Annotated in this window: 11 protein-coding genes, 1 tRNA gene and 2 pseudogenes; 8 read left to right on the top strand and 6 right to left on the bottom strand. The window is 64.7% G+C overall.

Annotated features, from left to right (window positions below; translation table 11 throughout):
• Window positions 1–269: 269 nt before the first annotated feature.
• Window positions 270–1,670: a 2-oxoadipate dioxygenase/decarboxylase HglS gene (hglS, locus tag ACOYJQ_RS13695; RefSeq protein WP_433459141.1), complete on the top strand. Its 1,401-nt coding sequence runs from the start codon at window positions 270–272 to the stop codon at window positions 1,668–1,670.
• Window positions 1,667–3,097 (top strand): FAD-binding oxidoreductase, encoded by a 1,431-nt coding sequence (locus tag ACOYJQ_RS13690; protein ID WP_433459139.1) that lies wholly within the window; start codon window positions 1,667–1,669, stop codon window positions 3,095–3,097. The genes hglS and ACOYJQ_RS13690 overlap by 4 nt, the downstream gene beginning before the upstream one ends.
• A 224-nt stretch (window positions 3,098–3,321) precedes the next feature.
• Here ACOYJQ_RS13690 and ACOYJQ_RS13685 read toward each other — a convergent pair whose 3' ends face one another.
• Window positions 3,322–3,960, bottom strand: coding sequence for a LysR substrate-binding domain-containing protein (locus tag ACOYJQ_RS13685; protein WP_433459149.1), 639 nt, complete (start codon window positions 3,958–3,960; stop codon window positions 3,322–3,324).
• Between the two features lie 63 nt (window positions 3,961–4,023).
• Between ACOYJQ_RS13685 and ACOYJQ_RS13680 the strand changes: the two are divergent.
• A pseudogene (locus ACOYJQ_RS13680) lies at window positions 4,024–4,233 on the top strand (aldehyde dehydrogenase family protein); the annotation flags it as partial.
• A gap of 296 nt (window positions 4,234–4,529) precedes the next feature.
• Window positions 4,530–4,691: pseudogene (locus ACOYJQ_RS13675) on the top strand (IS5/IS1182 family transposase); the annotation flags it as partial.
• A 149-nt stretch (window positions 4,692–4,840) separates the two neighbouring features.
• Here ACOYJQ_RS13675 and ACOYJQ_RS13670 read toward each other — a convergent pair.
• Window positions 4,841–7,942 carry a UvrD-helicase domain-containing protein gene (locus ACOYJQ_RS13670; RefSeq protein WP_433459137.1) on the bottom strand — a complete coding sequence of 1,034 codons (3,102 nt, stop codon included), beginning with the start codon at window positions 7,940–7,942 and terminating at the stop codon, window positions 4,841–4,843.
• A 524-nt stretch (window positions 7,943–8,466) separates the two neighbouring features.
• Here ACOYJQ_RS13670 and ACOYJQ_RS13665 point away from each other — a divergent pair.
• Window positions 8,467–8,856, top strand: coding sequence for a hypothetical protein (locus ACOYJQ_RS13665; protein WP_433459135.1), 390 nt, complete (start codon window positions 8,467–8,469; stop codon window positions 8,854–8,856).
• Between the two features lie 400 nt (window positions 8,857–9,256).
• Here the strand turns inward: ACOYJQ_RS13665 and ACOYJQ_RS13660 are convergent.
• From ACOYJQ_RS13660 to metX, 3 genes are all read right to left on the bottom strand, one after another.
• Window positions 9,257–9,333, bottom strand: a tRNA-Arg gene (locus tag ACOYJQ_RS13660).
• Between the two features lie 127 nt (window positions 9,334–9,460).
• Entirely contained in the window at window positions 9,461–10,123 is a 663-nt protein-coding gene (gene metW, locus ACOYJQ_RS13655; RefSeq protein WP_433459133.1) for a methionine biosynthesis protein MetW, read from the bottom strand.
• Window positions 10,124–10,128: 5 nt separating this feature from the next.
• On the bottom strand, window positions 10,129–11,280 hold the full coding sequence (metX, locus tag ACOYJQ_RS13650) for a homoserine O-acetyltransferase MetX (protein WP_433459132.1): 1,152 nt from the start codon (window positions 11,278–11,280) through the stop codon (window positions 10,129–10,131).
• Between the two features lie 337 nt (window positions 11,281–11,617).
• Here metX and ACOYJQ_RS13645 point away from each other — a divergent pair, with 337 nt between their 5' ends.
• From ACOYJQ_RS13645 to ACOYJQ_RS13635, 3 genes are all read left to right on the top strand, one after another.
• Entirely contained in the window at window positions 11,618–12,484 is an 867-nt protein-coding gene (locus ACOYJQ_RS13645; RefSeq protein ID WP_433459131.1) for a chorismate mutase, read from the top strand.
• 140 nt (window positions 12,485–12,624) lie between these two features.
• A complete protein-coding gene (hisC, locus tag ACOYJQ_RS13640) occupies window positions 12,625–13,737 on the top strand; it encodes a histidinol-phosphate transaminase (RefSeq protein ID WP_433459130.1) in 1,113 nt (370 codons plus the stop codon).
• Entirely contained in the window at window positions 13,730–14,695 is a 966-nt protein-coding gene (locus ACOYJQ_RS13635; protein ID WP_433459128.1) for a prephenate/arogenate dehydrogenase family protein, read from the top strand. Before hisC ends, ACOYJQ_RS13635 begins: the two co-directional genes overlap by 8 nt.
• On the opposite strand, the gene ACOYJQ_RS13630 is transcribed toward ACOYJQ_RS13635, so the two are convergent.
• Window positions 14,689–15,711 (bottom strand): DUF2125 domain-containing protein, encoded by a 1,023-nt coding sequence (locus ACOYJQ_RS13630; RefSeq protein WP_433459126.1) that lies wholly within the window; start codon window positions 15,709–15,711, stop codon window positions 14,689–14,691. The two genes, ACOYJQ_RS13635 and ACOYJQ_RS13630, sit on opposite strands and share 7 nt — an antisense overlap.
• Between the last annotated feature and the right edge of the window lie 217 nt (window positions 15,712–15,928).

Raw genomic sequence — 15,928 nt, 5'->3', positions numbered from 1 at the left:
AATGCGGTAGAAGCGGCTCGATCTTCGACCACTGCTCGTCATTCAACCAAAACAACCGACTCATGGCATGATATCCTCCATGAGCCGATTGAATCATAAATTAGCCGTTGAGTTTAGACCCTAGAGCATTTTGGCATTTCGTTGAAACGCCGAAATGCTCTATCTTATTGATTCGATGCGTTTTCTTCATGCAAAGCGGTGTCCGCTTTGCATGAACACGCTTTAGCTGCGACACATCATATGATCCGAGCACGAGGAGCGAAGCCGCGATGAGCGCCGCAACCCTGATCAGCCCCGATATCATTCGCAGCCGGTTTTCGGCCGCCATGTCCGCCATGTATCGCGACGAAGTTCCCGCCTACGGCACGCTGATGGAGTTGGTCGCCGAGGTCAACGCGGAAACGCTCGCCGCTGATCCGGCCGAGCGCGCGCGCCTTGAGGCCAACGACGATCTCGCGCGGATTTCGGAGGAACGCCACGGCGCCATCCGCGTCGGCACCGCCGGGGAACTGCACACCATCCGACGCCTGTTCGCCGTGATGGGCATGTTCCCGGTCGGCTATTACGATCTTTCGGAGGCGGGGGTTCCCGTCCATTCGACGGCTTTTCGGCCGGTCGGCGATGCGGCGCTGAAGATCAACCCGTTCCGGGTCTTCACCTCGTTGCTGCGGCTCGATCTGATCGCCGACGAAGATTTGCGCGGCCAAGCGGCCGCGATCCTCGCCGAACGGCGGATATTCACTCCCGCCTGCCTTGAGCTGATCGCGAAGGCCGAGGCCGAGGGCGGCCTGAACGATGCGGACGCCACCCGCTTCGTGGCCGAGGCGCTGGAAACCTTCCGCTGGCAGCCCCGCGCCAACGTCACCATCGACATGTATCACCGTCTGCACGACGCACACCGGCTGATCGCCGACGTGGTGTCTTTCCGCGGCCCGCACATCAACCACCTGACCCCGCGCACCCTCGATATCGACGCGGTGCAGGCGCGCATGCCCTCGCGGGGCATCACTCCCAAGGCCGTCGTCGAGGGGCCGCCCACCCGCAAGTGCCCCGTCCTGTTGCGCCAGACCTCGTTCAAGGCGTTGCAGGAGCCCGTGGCCTTCCGCTCGGGCGACGACTGGAAGGACGGATCGCATACGGCCCGCTTCGGCGAGATCGAGCAGCGCGGCGTGGCGCTGACGCCCAAGGGGAGGGCACTTTACGACAGGCTTCTGACCGCGACGCGGGACAAGGTGCGCCCCGCCGCCGACGGGTCGAACGCGGCCGACTACATGGCGGCGCTGTCCCGGACTTTCGCGGCATTCCCGGACGACTGGGAGACCATCCGCGCCGGGGAGCTGGCCTATTTCACCTACAGCCTGACCGAGAAGGGTTTGGCGGCGGAGGGGATCGGAGATGATATCGCGGCGGCGATCGCTGCCGGCCTTATCCGTTTCGATCCGATCGTCTACGAGGACTTCCTGCCCGTCAGCGCAGCCGGAATCTTCCAGTCCAACCTCGGCGACGGCGCGGCGCAGGATTTCGTGGCCAATCCCAACCAGCGGCGTTTCGAGGCCGATCTGGGCGCGGAAGTGCTGAACGAGTTCGACCATTACGCCGCCATCGAGGCGGCGTCGCTTGCCGCATGCCGCCGGGCGCCCGCAGGGACGGCGGCGGGGACGACAGCATGAGCGCGGCGGCCCTCGACGCATTGCGTGCGCTGCTAGGCCCGCGCGGCGTTCTGACCGAACCGGACGAGATGGCGTCCTATGAAACCGGCGCGCGCTACGATCGGGGCAGGGCGCTGGCGGTGCTGCGGCCTGCCGACACGGCGCAGGTTTCCGGCGCGGTGGCGATCTGTGTGCGGCACGGCCTCCATCTCATTGCGCAGAGCGGCAATACCGGCCTGGTGGCCGGCTCCACCCCCGACGACAGCGGCACGCAGGTGGTCCTCAGCCTCGACCGTGTGACGGGGGTGTTCAGCGCCGACATCGACAACCGCAGCCTGACTGTCGGTGCCGGCCATCGTCTGTCCGAGGTGAACCGCCGGCTTGCGGCCGACGGCCTGTTCTTTCCCATCGATCTCGGGGCGGATCCGGGCATCGGCGGCATGATCGCCACGAACACCGGCGGCGCGCGCTTCCTGCGCTACGGCGACGTGCGCGCCAATGTGCTCGGCCTCACCGTGGTGCTGGCCGATGGGGCGGGCACGGTGCTCGACCTCGGCGGGCCGCTTTACAAGAACAACACCGGCGTCGACTGGAAGCAGCTTTTCATCGGCACCTGCGGCGCTTTCGGCATCGTGACCAAGGCCGTGTTGAAACTGCATCGGCTGCCGCGCGATCAGGCGGCGGCGATCCTGGTGCCGGCATCGGGCGAGGCGGTGCTGTCCTTGCTGCGCGCGATGGAGGAAAGGCTGGGGCCGGAACTGTCTGCCTTCGAGGGCATGTCCGGCAACGCGATACGCGCCGCGCTGGACCATGTGCCTTCGCTGGGTAATCCTTTCGGCGGCGCGGTGCCCGACTACGCGATCCTGGCCGAAATCTCCCGCGCCCGTCCCGCGCGCGGGGACGAGGCCAATGCCGAGGATCTGCTACAGGAGGTGCTGGCCGACATCATGGAGACCGAGCCGGACCTGCTGGCGGATGCTCGCTTCGGCGCGCTGGAGCGCACCTGGTCGCTGCGCCATGCGCTGTCCGAAGGGGTGAAGAACGCAGGCAGGCTGATCGCCTTCGACCTCGCTTTCCGGCGCGGCGACATCATGCGTTTCTGCGACCGCATGAAGGCGGAAATGCCCGCGCGTTTCCCCGGCGTGACGATCTGCGATTTCGGCCACATCGGCGACGGCGGCGTGCATTTCAACCTGGTAGTCGCTCCCGATAACGCTCTCGCCACCGATCCCGCGCGGGAATGCGCCCTGCGCGATTGGGTCTTCGATGTCACGGTGCGGGAATTCGGCGGCAGCTTCAGCGCCGAACACGGCATCGGGCGCAAGAACCAGCGCTGGTATGACCTCTACACACCCGACACGCAGCGCCGTCTGGCAACGGCGTTGCATCGGGCGACTGCTTCCGCCCCCCATCTTCCGCCCCGTCTGGGAGCCGTGAGCTTCGAATGATTTCAGGAAAGGAGCCAGCATGCCCCGGTCCATCGCCGCTTCGGCGAGGCGCCGGCGGGGCTGTCGGAAGTGCTGATCGGCGGCCCGAATTGCGACCGCTTACGTATCCGTTTTACAGATACCAGAGCAGTTTGCGTTCAAATCGATTCATCGAATTGAATGCAAGTTGCGGTAAAATATAGAACTTGGAGCGGCGTGACGATTCCACTTGAATGCACGCCTCTCTATACTAATTCTCCCTTTATCCAGTCGCGGAAACGCGACAGGATCGGATCGGCCCACCTCCCGGGTGGCGCGGCAAGAAAATAGCCACCAAGCCTTATATCCGTCTCGAACAGTTCGACCAGTTGGCCGTCGTTGATGCAGTCCTGCACGAGAGGGGCAAAGCCAAGCGTAATGCCTTGCCCGGCCAGCGCCGCGTCGATGCAGAGATTGGCGCTCCATAATCTTGTGCCGGACAGCTTATCCTCTCCAATCTGGATGTGTCCGGCAGCGAACCAACTCGCCCATTGGGCGTAACTTTCCTCGTGAATCAGCGGATACCTGACCAAATCGGTTACTGTCGCGGGCGCTCCGTGTTTGGCGAGGAATTGCGGACTGGCTACCGGAAAAACGCGCGGCCTGACCAGCGGAATCGCGTGGGGCGGCAGAGACTGCGGCATGCCGAAGCCTATCATGAGGTCCGCCGCCACTTGTGCGAAGTCGGGCAGGATCTCCGTCGGGCGCACGACGATCTCGACGTCGGGAAGGTGTTGTCTGATCTGGGAGAGGCGTGGCGTCAGCCAGCGTGATGCCAGTCCAGGCATGCACCACACTTTCAGAATGCGCTGTCTCCCGGGGGGGGCGCAGCCGTACTGTGGCATTCGCGATTGCCGCCAGCGCATCGGAAACAACGGCATGAAAGTCCCGCCCGTCGGCCGTCAGCGTTGGCCGCCTATTTCTACACCCGCGACAACGCCCGCGTCTTTCGCTTGGCCGAGGCGCTGGAATACGGAATGGTCGGAATCAACACCGGTATCATCTCAACCGAGGTAGCGCCCTTCGGCGGCATCAAACAGTCGGGACTGGGGCGCGAGGGATCGAAGTACGGACTGGATGATTATACTGAAATAAAGTATCTCTGCGTGTCAGTGTGACATAAATAGTGATTAATACTCTTGTTATCGCCATCAATTCTTGATGTAAAAGATATCTTTTTTTGAGATTGGAAATGTTAACCCGGCGGCAACGGTACGTTGCCACCGGTTACGTGCCTCTGTCGGGGGCCTGTATATGCGCAATAGCACCGCAATCGATTTCTTTTTAAGCGGACATTTCATTGAAATCCCGCTCGAAACGGAATTTGCTCATGAATGAACGAAGACAATTCGTGCATGGAGAGGATGCTATTAACCTGAGGTGGCACGGTCAAATCGTTACCTCCAGCGAATGTCGGCATCGGCGGCTGGTTGAACGCACCTTCGCTTGGATCAACCGATTCCGCCGTCTGACCATTCGATATGAACGCCACGCCGATCTCTACCGCGCATTCCTCATCATCGCCGCAACAATCATATGTTTCAGGGCCATAAGAAGGTTTTGTCAGGCACTCTAGGCGGTGTGGACGGATTTGACCAAGGTGAAACAGAGAACTACACCTACGCCATAGCCCTCCAAAAGCCCTCCCAATCCTGATCTCGTTGATGAGAGTCGCGGCCGGCCACAGGAGTTTGTGGACGCGATCGCCAAATCTGGCGCGGGGTTTCAAAACAGGTTGAGCTGCTGCGCCTGCCTGCTTTTTCGTCCGCTTGCACTCTCGCTGACTATCAGGTCGGCGATCTGTCCAAGGAAAGGCGAAGCCGGTAGCGCGCGCACTGCACCACGCCAGAACCGCTCTTTGGCGCGGGTCAGGAACAGCCTGTCCTTGGCGCGGGTCATGGCCACGTAGAACAGCCTCCGCTCCTCGGCCAGCGCCGCCTCGTCATCCGGCGTCGCCGTCCCCCATGAAAACGGCACCAGTCCGGCTTCCATACCCACCACGAACACGACTGGAAATTCCAGACCCTTGGCCGCATGCATGGTCATGAGAGAGATGCGGTCGGCACGGGCATCGCGGAAATCAGCCTCGGTGGACAAAGCCGCCGTCTCCGCCAGCCTCACCGGATCGCCGGCGACCTGGTTCGATCCGGCGAGCGCGGCGAGCCAGCCTCTGGCCTCGGCCAGCGTGGCCGCGTCGGCCCTTTCGGCCCTGCGGGCGTTTTCCGCAGCCTGTCCGATGCGGGCGGCGAGGTCCGGCTCCTCCAGCGTGCCCAGCCCGTCCAGGATCGCCGTCACGCCGGGATGGCCGGCGATGGGAGCGGGCGAGCTTTTCATGAACGGAATGCCGGCGCGGTCGAAGGCGGTTCGCAGCGCCGCCGCCTGCGCGTCGGTGCGATAGAGCACGGCGCAGTCGGCAAAACCGAGCGGCTGGCCGGAGGACGTCCCGCCACCCGTGCGATTGGCCGCCAGCAGATCGTGGCCGCCGAGCAGGCTTTCGATGGTCGCCGCGACGAACTCCGCTTCCGCCGCCTCGTTTACCGCCGCATGCGTCATGATCGGGTCGCCCATGGGGCGTGTCGGGCTCGACGAGGGCGCGCCGATGAAGCCAGACGCCGCCTTCACGATGGTGCCGGTGGAGCGATAGTTGCGTGCAAGCCAAAGGGTCCTGGCTGCGGGAAAGTCCCGGCCGAATCGCGCGAAGCAGGCGGCGTCGGCGCCGCGAAAGCCGTAGATCGCCTGATCGGGATCGCCGATGATGCAGAGAGTGCCGCTGTCTCCAGTCAGCAGCCGCAGCAGGCGATACTGCTGCTCGTCCACGTCCTGAAACTCGTCGGCGACGATGTGCGGGAAGCGCGACCTCCAAACGGCGGCGATCTCCGCGTCATTCTCGAGTAGATCGGCCGCCAAGAGTACCAGATCGTCGAAATCGACCCAGCCCTGCGCCCGTCCGGCCCGGTCGAGGACGGCGCGGGCTTGCGCTTCCTCGTCCGCGCCCGTCCCGCCGCTGCGCTTGAGCACGGAGACGGCCTTGATGAGGCGGGCGGCGCGCGTATCGCTGACGCCGAGCGCCTCGGCCAGTACCGCCTTGCGCTCCGCCTCATTGGCGATGCGGAAATCGGCGCCGAGACCGGCGCAGCCCGCATGTGCCTGCAGGATAGCAAGGCCCAGCGAATGGAAGCTGTGCACCGCCACGGCCTCCGCCTGCCCGCCGAGAAGCCCCGCGAGCCGGGTGCGCAATTCCTCCGTCGCCCTGCGCGTGAAGGTGATCGCGAGGCAAGAGCCGGCCGGCACGCCGCATTCCAACACCAGATGGGCGATGCGGTGGGTGAGCATGCGCGTCTTACCGGAGCCGGGCCCGGCGATCACCATCAGCGGTCCATCGATGGCCTCGGCGGCGCGCGTTTGATCGGGGTCGAGCCCGGCCAGAACGCCGCTGCGGCCGGATGGCTGCATCGCAGGCGCAGCTTCGGGGGGCACCGGTATATCGCCAGATGCCTCGTGCTTCGCTCTGGGCTTCGACCGGCGCGCGCGGCCGACCAGGGGCGCGTCGAACAGAAGCTGGTTTCCGGCAAGGCGATCCAGTTCCCCGTCCTGAAACAGCCGCACGACCCCGTATTCCCCGTCATAGCCCGCCTGCCGGATGACCTCGCCGGAGCGCAGCCGCGTCACGGCCTCGCCGAGCAACGGATCGACTCTGGCGACATCCTCGACCGGCATCTCCTCCAGCACGGCAAGCTCCGGCCCGAGCGCGGCAATGGCGCGGTCATAAGTGTGGGTCACGGCTTTCGAGGCGACGCCGCTGCCAACGATCTCCGAAAGGATTTCCGGCAGAGGCACGAGGCTTGCGACCTTTCCCGCCGTCGCAGGGATCACCGCGCCTTCCTCACGGTCGGCGAGTGCCTCGACGCGATGCGCCACACCGATGGTGACGGGTCGCCCGCAGACCGGGCAGCGGCCGCCAAGATCGATCGTCTCTCTCGGATCGAGCCGCACGCCGCAGGCGCGGTGCCCGTCCATGTGATATTTGCCTTCCTCCGGGAAGAACTCGAACGTGCCGACATAGCCATCGCCCGTCTCCAGCGCCTTACGGATCGAGAAGTAATCGGGCTCGCAGGAGAAGCGCGTGGCCTCGCGGCCGAGCTTGCCGGGCGAATGGGCATCCGAATTGGAGGTGAGGCGGAAGCGGTCGAGCGAGGAGATGCGCCAGTTCATGGCCGGATCGGAGGACAGCCCCGTCTCCACCGCGAAGATATGCGGGGTCAGGTCGCCATAGCATTCCTCGATGGAATCGAAACCCGATTGCGAGCCGAGCGCGGCGAACCACGGCGTCCAGATATGAGCGGGGACGAGATAGGAATCCGGTCCCGATTCCAGCGCGATCTCCAGAAGGTCACGCGAGTCTAGCCCGAGGATCGGGCGGCCGTCGGAGGCGATGTTGCCGATGCGCCCCAGTGCCGCCGCCAGCCGGTCGGCGGCATCGAGATCGGGCGCATAGATCAGGTGATGGATCTTCCGGGTCTTGTCGCCCTTCTTGTAGATGGTCGAAATCTCGGTGCAGATCATGAAGGAGACAGGGCGCCGGCAGGCCGGCGGAAGCGTCTCCCGCAGCGCCGCCTCGATTTCAGGCCGCAGGCGAAAGAGCCCGTTACCCTCGGGCTCCAGCTTGTCCTTGATCTCGGCGAGCCACACAGGATGCACGCAGTCGCCGGTACCGACCACCCGCACCCCTTTGCGCGCCGCCCACCAGAACAGGCGCTCAAGATCGAGATCCCGGCTCGTGGCCCGGGAATATTTCGAGTGAATGTGCAGATCAGCAAGGAAGGTCATGACACGGCGCATTCATCTTGTGGGGCATAGGTCCGACACCGCTTGATAGCACGCGCAGACAAGTCGGATCACGGATAAACGGCACAAATCACAGCATCCGGGCCGATATGTTCGTTTGATCCAGCCGACACGGAAGAAAGCCGCCGATGGGCGCAACAGCACCTTTCGATTTCCCGGTCTGGATCGCACCGATTCATTCCTTCCAGCCGCCACGCTGTTCCCGCGCAGGCCCCCGCCGATGATCCATATTGCGCCCTCTCACGCGCACCGGCCTTCGGGCAGAGGTGGCGGCCGCCTCGCAGCGCTGGCGGATATGACAATCGGGGCAGCGGGTACGGTCATGCCGGCAGATGGTCTGACCATGGCGTTTCATCAGAAGGTGAAGCGCGGCCAGTTCGGCCGCGCTCCATCGAGGCGACGCCGCCATCACCGCATCATAGGCGGTCCGCGTGTCAGCCGTATTCCGGACGAAGCCGTACCGGCTCAACACTCGCAAGACGTGCGTGTCCACGACGAATGCCGGCATGTCCAGCGTGCTGAAGTTGAGCGTGGAGGCCGAGAAAGTCCAGGTCGACATCCGGATGACAGGCTCCTATGACGCGAAGCGCATCGCCGAGATGCCGCGCCTTGATATCGGGAAAGGTGACGTCGCCGATCAGGGCCTCGACATCGCCGGTCGACGCGGCTGCGAGAGCGCGCCATTCCAGATAGGCCTCCACGAGCCGCTAATAGGCGCCAAGAGAAACTTCGTCCAGCGTGCGATTGCTGATCGACGACTTCACAAGCTGGCCGATCGGCGACCGCGCGGAGCCTCGGTCAGGGCGACCGAAAAAGAAGCTCAATTGGTCCCGCACCCACGCCATATCCACGACGGCGCCAAAATCGAATACCATCTGCATTCTGTCAATATATGAACAAAAAGAGAACTAAACAAGGCTACAGCGCACCATGGGAGCGGTGATCGGCGGCAATAGCGAATTAAAGAGGGCAATCGGCGGTGTTTGGCGGGGGATTGAGCGGGATTCGAACCTATATGCCGAAACAATCAGTTGGGCTTCGGATGCCTTCATGATCAACGCCGACTTTCGAAAGGCCTCCGGCGTTCGAGGCTAGGCGTATAGCTGCCATTTGAAGCCTCATATGCAATGGCCTCTGTGGGCAAAGAATCTCCCTATTGACTGGAAGGGATTCGAATTTTTTCACCATCAAACGCCGCCGTTTCTACGCTTTTCCGCGCACAAGCCAGCCTTCACCCGATGCAAAGGCGTAATTTCGGCGGCTATAGCGTACTATGGAGGGCTATCGGCGGTTATTTGGCGCACCCGACACGATTCGAACGTGTGACCTTTGCCTTCGGAGGGCAACGCTCTATCCAGCTGAGCTACGGGTGCCAGTTCCTCGCGGATGGGGAACATATGTAAAGGCGATTACAGCATTTATCGCCGTTGCGCCATTCCTTTTTTATTGTTTCCACATGTTCATGCTCCCTCTCCGGCGTCTCTTACGCCGCGGGCGGCGCTACCTGCCGTTGCGGGGGCTGTTTTCCGGCTTGCGGTGGAGCAGGAAGACGGCCTGCGTGCCGAACAGGTTCCAGAACCACCATGGCGCGTTGACCCCGACGGGGCGGCCGCTCGCGTGGAGTGCGACGGCGCGTTCGATTCCCGCGCCGATGACGCCGCACAGCTCCACGAAATCCCGAATCGTGCAGAAGTGAATGTTCGGCGTGTCGTACCAGGTTTCCGGCAGGCTCTCCGTTACCGGCATCGTGCCGCGGAAGGCGAGATGGGCGCGCACACGCCAGTGGCCGAAGTTCGGCAGCGAGATGATCGCCCGCCGGCCGATACGCAGAAGATGCTCGAGCACCTGGCGCGGACGGCGTGTCGCCTGAAGCGTCTGCGACAGAATCACATAATCGAAGCAATCGTCGGGATAATCGGTAAGATCGGTATCCGCGTCGCCCTGAATGACCGACAGGCCGCGCGCCACGCAGCGGCTCACGCCGTCATGCGAAAGCTCGATGCCGCGCCCGTCGACGCCCCGCTCGCGCTCCAGCAGCTCAAGCAGCGCCCCGTCGCCGCATCCGACATCCAGCACCTTGGAACCGGGCGCGACCATGCGCGACACAAGCAGGTGATCGTGACGCGCGCCGTCACGCTCGAAATGGGGAGAGGCAACATGCATGTCGGCTAGATCCCCCGTGCGCGCGCCGCGGCACGCAAGAAGCCGCCCGTCGTGGCGATCAACTCGGGCTCGTCCAGCAGAAAAGCGTCATGGCCCTTGTCGCTCTGGATCTCCACGAAGCTGACGGAAGCGCCCGATGCATTGAGGGCATGCACGATGGAACGCGAATCGCTGGTCGGGAAAAGCCAGTCGGACGAGAAGGAAATCACGCAAAAGCGCGTCTTCGAGCCTCGGTAGGCGTTCGCCAGCACCCCGCCATGGCTGCCGGCGACATCGAAATAGTCCATCGCCCGCGTCACATAAAGATAGCTGTTGGCGTCGAAACGCTCCACGAATGCCTCACCCTGATGCCGCAAATAGCTCTCCACCTGAAAATCGGCGTCGAAGGTGAAGGTCGGCGCGGAACGATCCTGAAGGCGGCGACCGAACTTGCGATGCAATGCCGATTCGGAAAGATAGGTGATGTGGGCTCCCATCCGCGCCACCGCAAGCCCCTGCGAAGGACGCGTGCCGGCCTCCAGATAGCGCCCGCCGCGCCAGTCGGGATCCGCCATGATCGCCTGTCGCCCCACCTCGCCGAAGGCGATATTTTGCGCCGAATGAATGGCGGCGGTTGCGATCGGCATTGCGGAATAGACGCGCTCGGGATAGCTCGCGGCCCACTCGAGAACCTGCATGCCGCCCATCGAGCCGCCGGCAACGCAGAAAAGGGTCTCGATGCCGAGAAAATCGACCAGAAACGCCTGCGCGCGCACCATATCGCGAATAGTCACCAACGGAAAATCCAGCGCCCACGGATGCCCCGTCGCCGGGTTGATCGACGACGGCCCCGTCGTGCCGAGGCAGCCGCCGACGACGTTCGAGCAGATGACGAAATAGCGATCCGTATCGATGGGCTTGCCGGGGCCGACCATGGTGCTCCACCAGCCCGGTTTGCCGGTGAGCGGATGCACGTTGGCCGCGTGCTGATCGCCCGTCAGCGCATGGCAGACCAGCACGGCGTTGGACCGTGCGGCATTCAGCGTGCCGTAAGTCTGGTAGGCGATCCGGAACGGCGACAGCGCGATGCCGCTGTCGAGCACGAGCGGCCGCTCCGCTCCGAAATGCGCGACGAGGCTGTCGGGCGATTCGACCTGCGAGACGGAGGCATATCTCATGACGTCGAAAGCCTTGGATTGTGCTGCGTTCAGGGAAAAGAGGAATTCTAAAGACAAGGTTTCAGGACAACGCCGCCGATACCTGCCGCGAAATCGAGGCTCGCGCATTGGTCCCAAGCGGATTGCGTTCTTTTCCCCGAACATGTCGGACAGAACGGACGCACTGTCAAGGGCATGCGCAAAGGCGCGCGTGTGTGCACGAAGGCCCGCCGGTGCGGCAGCCGCTTTTTCCGCATCGCGTCGTTTTAGGGACTTGAACCTTTGCATATCGCGGGGCAGGGCGTACAAGAAACAATTACGCCGCTGCCTGCGGATGAACGGGATGACGGATTCGAGGATGAGCGCCTCAACAGTGACGAGCCTATCTGTATCGACCGAGAGGGCCAATGCCGATCGTCTGGCCGAATTGCGCCGGGAGATCGACCGGATCGACGCCGACATGCACCGGCTGCTGATCGAGCGCAGCGAGATCGTCGACGCGCTCATCGCCACCAAGGGCACGCAATCCTCCGGTCAGGCATTCCGTCCCGGCCGCGAGGCGGACATGATGCGCCGCCTCGCCGGGCGTCATCACGGCATCCTGCCGCTCGACACGGCGGAGAACATCTGGCGCATCATCATCTCGACCTTCACTTACGTGCAGGCGCCGTTCAGCGTCCATGCGGACGTTTCCTCGGGCGACGGGCCGATGCGCGATTCGGCGCGCTTCCATTTCGGCTTCACGGTGCCCTATGTGCCGCATGCGGGAGCGGCGGCGGTGATTTCGGCGGTGGCGCGCTCCGCGGGCGATCTGGGCATCTTCCGGCCCGATCAGAAAACCGCCGTCCGCCCCTGGTGGGAGGCGCTGCGCGCCCCGGATGCGCCCAAGATCATCGCGCGCCTGCCGTTCATAGAGCGTCTCGACCATCCTGCCGGCACGCCGCTTTTCGTGGTGTCGAAGCCGCTGGAGGATGCTGCCGTGCGCGAACTCGTGCTCGTCGCCGCCAAGGTCGAGCGATGGCGTGAGGATACGCAGGATGCGCTCGCCGCCGCCGGCGCGGAAATCGCCGGCTCCGCCGGTGTCGAGGGCGGCCTGTCGCTGCTTCTCGCGGTGACGGGGGAGGCCGGCGTGGAGGCCGCCGCGCAGGCGCTGTCCCGCGCGCGCGTCGGGCGCGTGGAGGTGGCCGAAGTCGGCAGCCACGCGCGCCGCTTCCAGATGCCGTGAGGCTGCTGCCGCACCCGCCGCCACAATCATCGAAGCCGGCTGTCCTGAACCTGACTGCCCCGAACTTGACTGCGTTGGAGCAAGATTCCGTTCATGCCGCGCGCATCTTGCTCTCCATAATCCGCTGGAGCCCTGACGTCATGAGTGCCCTGTCCGACCGCCCCGTGCCCAATGCCGGCGTTCTTGCCATCGATCCCTATGTGCCGGGTCGCAGCTCCGTCGCGGGCGTCGCGAAAATCTACAAGATGTCGTCCAACGAAACGCCGCTCGGTCCGAGCGCGGCCGCCATCGCCGCGGCGCAAGCGGCGCTCGCGCATGCCGAGGTCTACCCGGACGGCGGCGCGACGCGGCTGCGGGAAGCCATCGGCGGCCGCTTCGGACTCGATCCCGCGCGCATCGTCTGCGGCGCCGGCTCCGACGACATCCTGCATCTTCTCGCGCAGGCCTATCTCGGCCCCGGCGACGAGGGCATCATGACCGAGCATGGCTTTCTCGTATACAAGATCGCGATGCTGGCGGCCGGCGCCACGCCTGTCGTGGTGCCGGAAAAGAACCTGACCACCGATGTCGACGCGATTCTCGCCCATGTGACCCGGCGCACGAAGATCGTCTACATCGCCAATCCGAACAACCCGACCGGCACCTACCTGCCGTTCGACGAGGTGAAGCGCCTGCACGCCGGCCTGCCGGCGCATGTGCTGCTGGTGCTCGACGGCGCCTATGCCGAATATGCGCGCGCCAACGACTATTCGGCCGGCATCGAGCTGGTTTCGGAGAACGCAAACGTCGTCATGACGCGCACGTTCTCCAAGATCCACGGGCTTGCGGCGCTGAGGCTCGGCTGGTGCTATGCGCCGGCCGAAGTCGCGGAATCGCTCAACCGCATTCGCAATCCCTTCAACGTCAACACGCAGGCGGCAGCGGCGGGCATCGCGGCGCTGGCCGACGAGGCGCATCTCGCCGCCTCCGTGGCGCATAACACGCAATGGCTGGCGTGGTTGACGGAATCGATCCGCGCTCTGGGGCTTGAGGTGACGCCGAGCGCCGCCAACTTCCTGCTGGTGCATTTTCCGCCGGAGGAGGGGCGGGATGCGCGCGCCGCCGACGCTTTCCTTGCCGCGCGGGGACTCGTGGTGCGGGCTGTGGCCGCCTATGGCCTGCCGAATGCGCTGCGCGTTTCCGTCGGCACCGAGGAGGCCAATCGGCTGCTGGTGGAGGCGCTGGCGGCATTCCGGGAGCAGACGAATGGCTGAGGGCTTGCGGGGCCGCGAGACGCCGCTCGTCGACAGGCTTGCCATCATCGGGCCGGGGCTGATCGGTTCTTCCATCCTGCGCGCGGCGCGCGAAACCGGCCTGGCGCGCACGCTCGTCACGACCGATGCAAGCCCTGCCGTGCGGGAGCGGGCGAGGGCGATCGGCCTCGCGGACGAGGTTGCGCCCACATCGGCTGAAGCGGCGGCCGGGGCCGATATCGTGATCATCTGCGTGCCGGTCGGGGCGATCGCCTCCGTCGCAGGCGAGATCGCCGGCCACCTGAAGCCGGGCGCGATCGTGTCGGATGTCGGCTCCGTCAAGGCAAGCGTGATCGAGAAGGCCGGGCCGCTGCTGCCTCCGTCCGTCCATCTCGTGCCGGCCCATCCCGTTGCCGGCACCGAATATTCCGGGCCGGATGCGGGCTTCGCGACGCTCTTCGTCAACCGCTGGTCGATCGTGACGCCGCCGGACGGCGCCGACCCGGCAGCCGTGGCCACGATCACCGCGCTGTGGGAGACGATCGGCGCCAATGTCGAGCTGATGAGCGCGCAGCATCACGATCTCGTGCTGGCCATCACGAGCCATGTGCCGCATCTCATCGCCTACAACATCGTGGGCACGGCGGCCGATCTGGAACAGGTGACGCAATCCGAGGTAATCAAGTTCTCGGCCGGCGGCTTCCGCGATTTCACACGCATCGCGTCATCCGATCCGACGATGTGGCGCGACGTGTTCCTCAACAACAAGGATGCGGTGCTGGAGATGCTGGGCCGCTTCAACGAGGATATCGCCGCGCTGGCGCGCGCCATCCGTTGGGGCGACGGCGAGGCGCTATTCAACCTCTTCACACGCACCCGCGCCATTCGCCGCAACATCATCGATCTGGGGCAGGAAACGGCCGAACCGGACTTCGGCCGCCATAAGCGGGCAGGGGAGCGGCCGCGCTCCGATCAGTAGAGCGGCGCGACCCGGCCGACACCGATCGGCCCGACGGACACCTGCCCGTTGCGAATCTCGATGCGGGGCAGGGGCGTCAGGCCGGCGTCGGCCGTCTCGGCGTTCGCCGGTGCCCGGTTGCCGCCCAGGATCGACAATCCGCCGAGGATGAGGCTGCTGCGGCCGCCGAGGCCGAAGCGGGCCAGCAGCGGTTCAAGCCCCGCCACGGAGGCTTCGACATGGCCCTGCGGGCGACGCTGGTCGTCGACCGAAAAACTGCCCAGCGCTTGCAGGCGCTGCTCGCCCTTGACGACGCCGAGTTCGTCGATATCGAGCCTTCCGCCAGCGGTGCGCCAGCGTTCGAGTTCCACCGCCGGGGTGCGGGCCGTGAAGGGCGCGGCCTCGGTGATCGCCCCTTTGAAAACGATGCTGGCGACGTCAGGCGTGCCGAGCAGCGCATCCAGAGCGGGGATGCGCGCCTCGTGGAGCGTCACCGCGATGTCGTAGACATGATCTTCCGGCGGGCGTTCGGGATCGATACGCAGGTGAGATTGCCACGATTGCGCGCGCAGCACCTCGACGCCGTCGGCCTCGCCGCCGGCGCGTACCGATGGCCCCGCCACGACGATGGAGAACCGGTCCAGCCGGTTGCCGGCGAAAATCGCACTGGAATCGAAGGATTGCCAGTTGAAGGTCAGGCGCTCGCCGCCGTCGCCCGAATCGACGATCAACGGTCCTCCCGCTTCCACGATGACGTGATTCGGCTTGTAGACCTGCGCCACGGCCAGAAAATGCGCCACCGAGCCCGTCACCGAGCCGGCCGGCGTCGTGCCGACGAAACGCAGGTCCGTGCAGCGCACCTCGAATCGGAACGGGAAACCGCTGATCGTGCGATCGGGGCAGGACCACCGGCGTTGCTGCTCGGCTTCCTGGGCCAGCCAGATGGTGATGGCGTCGTGCACGCGCGCCCGCGCCACGAACCAGAATGCCGACCAGCCCGCGAGCAGCACCACGAGAAAGGATACCGGCAGAAACAACCCGAGCCTGCTCCGACGCCGCTTGCGCCCCCCGGCGGGCGGGGCGCTATGGGTGTCTTGCGGAGCGGAGGAGGGGCTGGAAGACGGACTGGCTGTCACTGGATCGGCTCCGATCTTGCTTGGCGATGGGTTAAGGGAGACTGGCCGTATGAATGCGGGATTTTTATGGACCGCTCCATGCGCGGACCGAGGAGCGCCTCCGTTTTCAACAGAAGGA

Source organism: Pseudochelatococcus sp. (genome assembly GCF_050946405.1).
Taxonomy (GTDB): Bacteria; Pseudomonadota; Alphaproteobacteria; order Rhizobiales; family Beijerinckiaceae; genus Pseudochelatococcus.
Note: the sequence above shows the minus strand (reverse complement) of the source record. Positions and strands in the feature narration are given on the sequence as shown.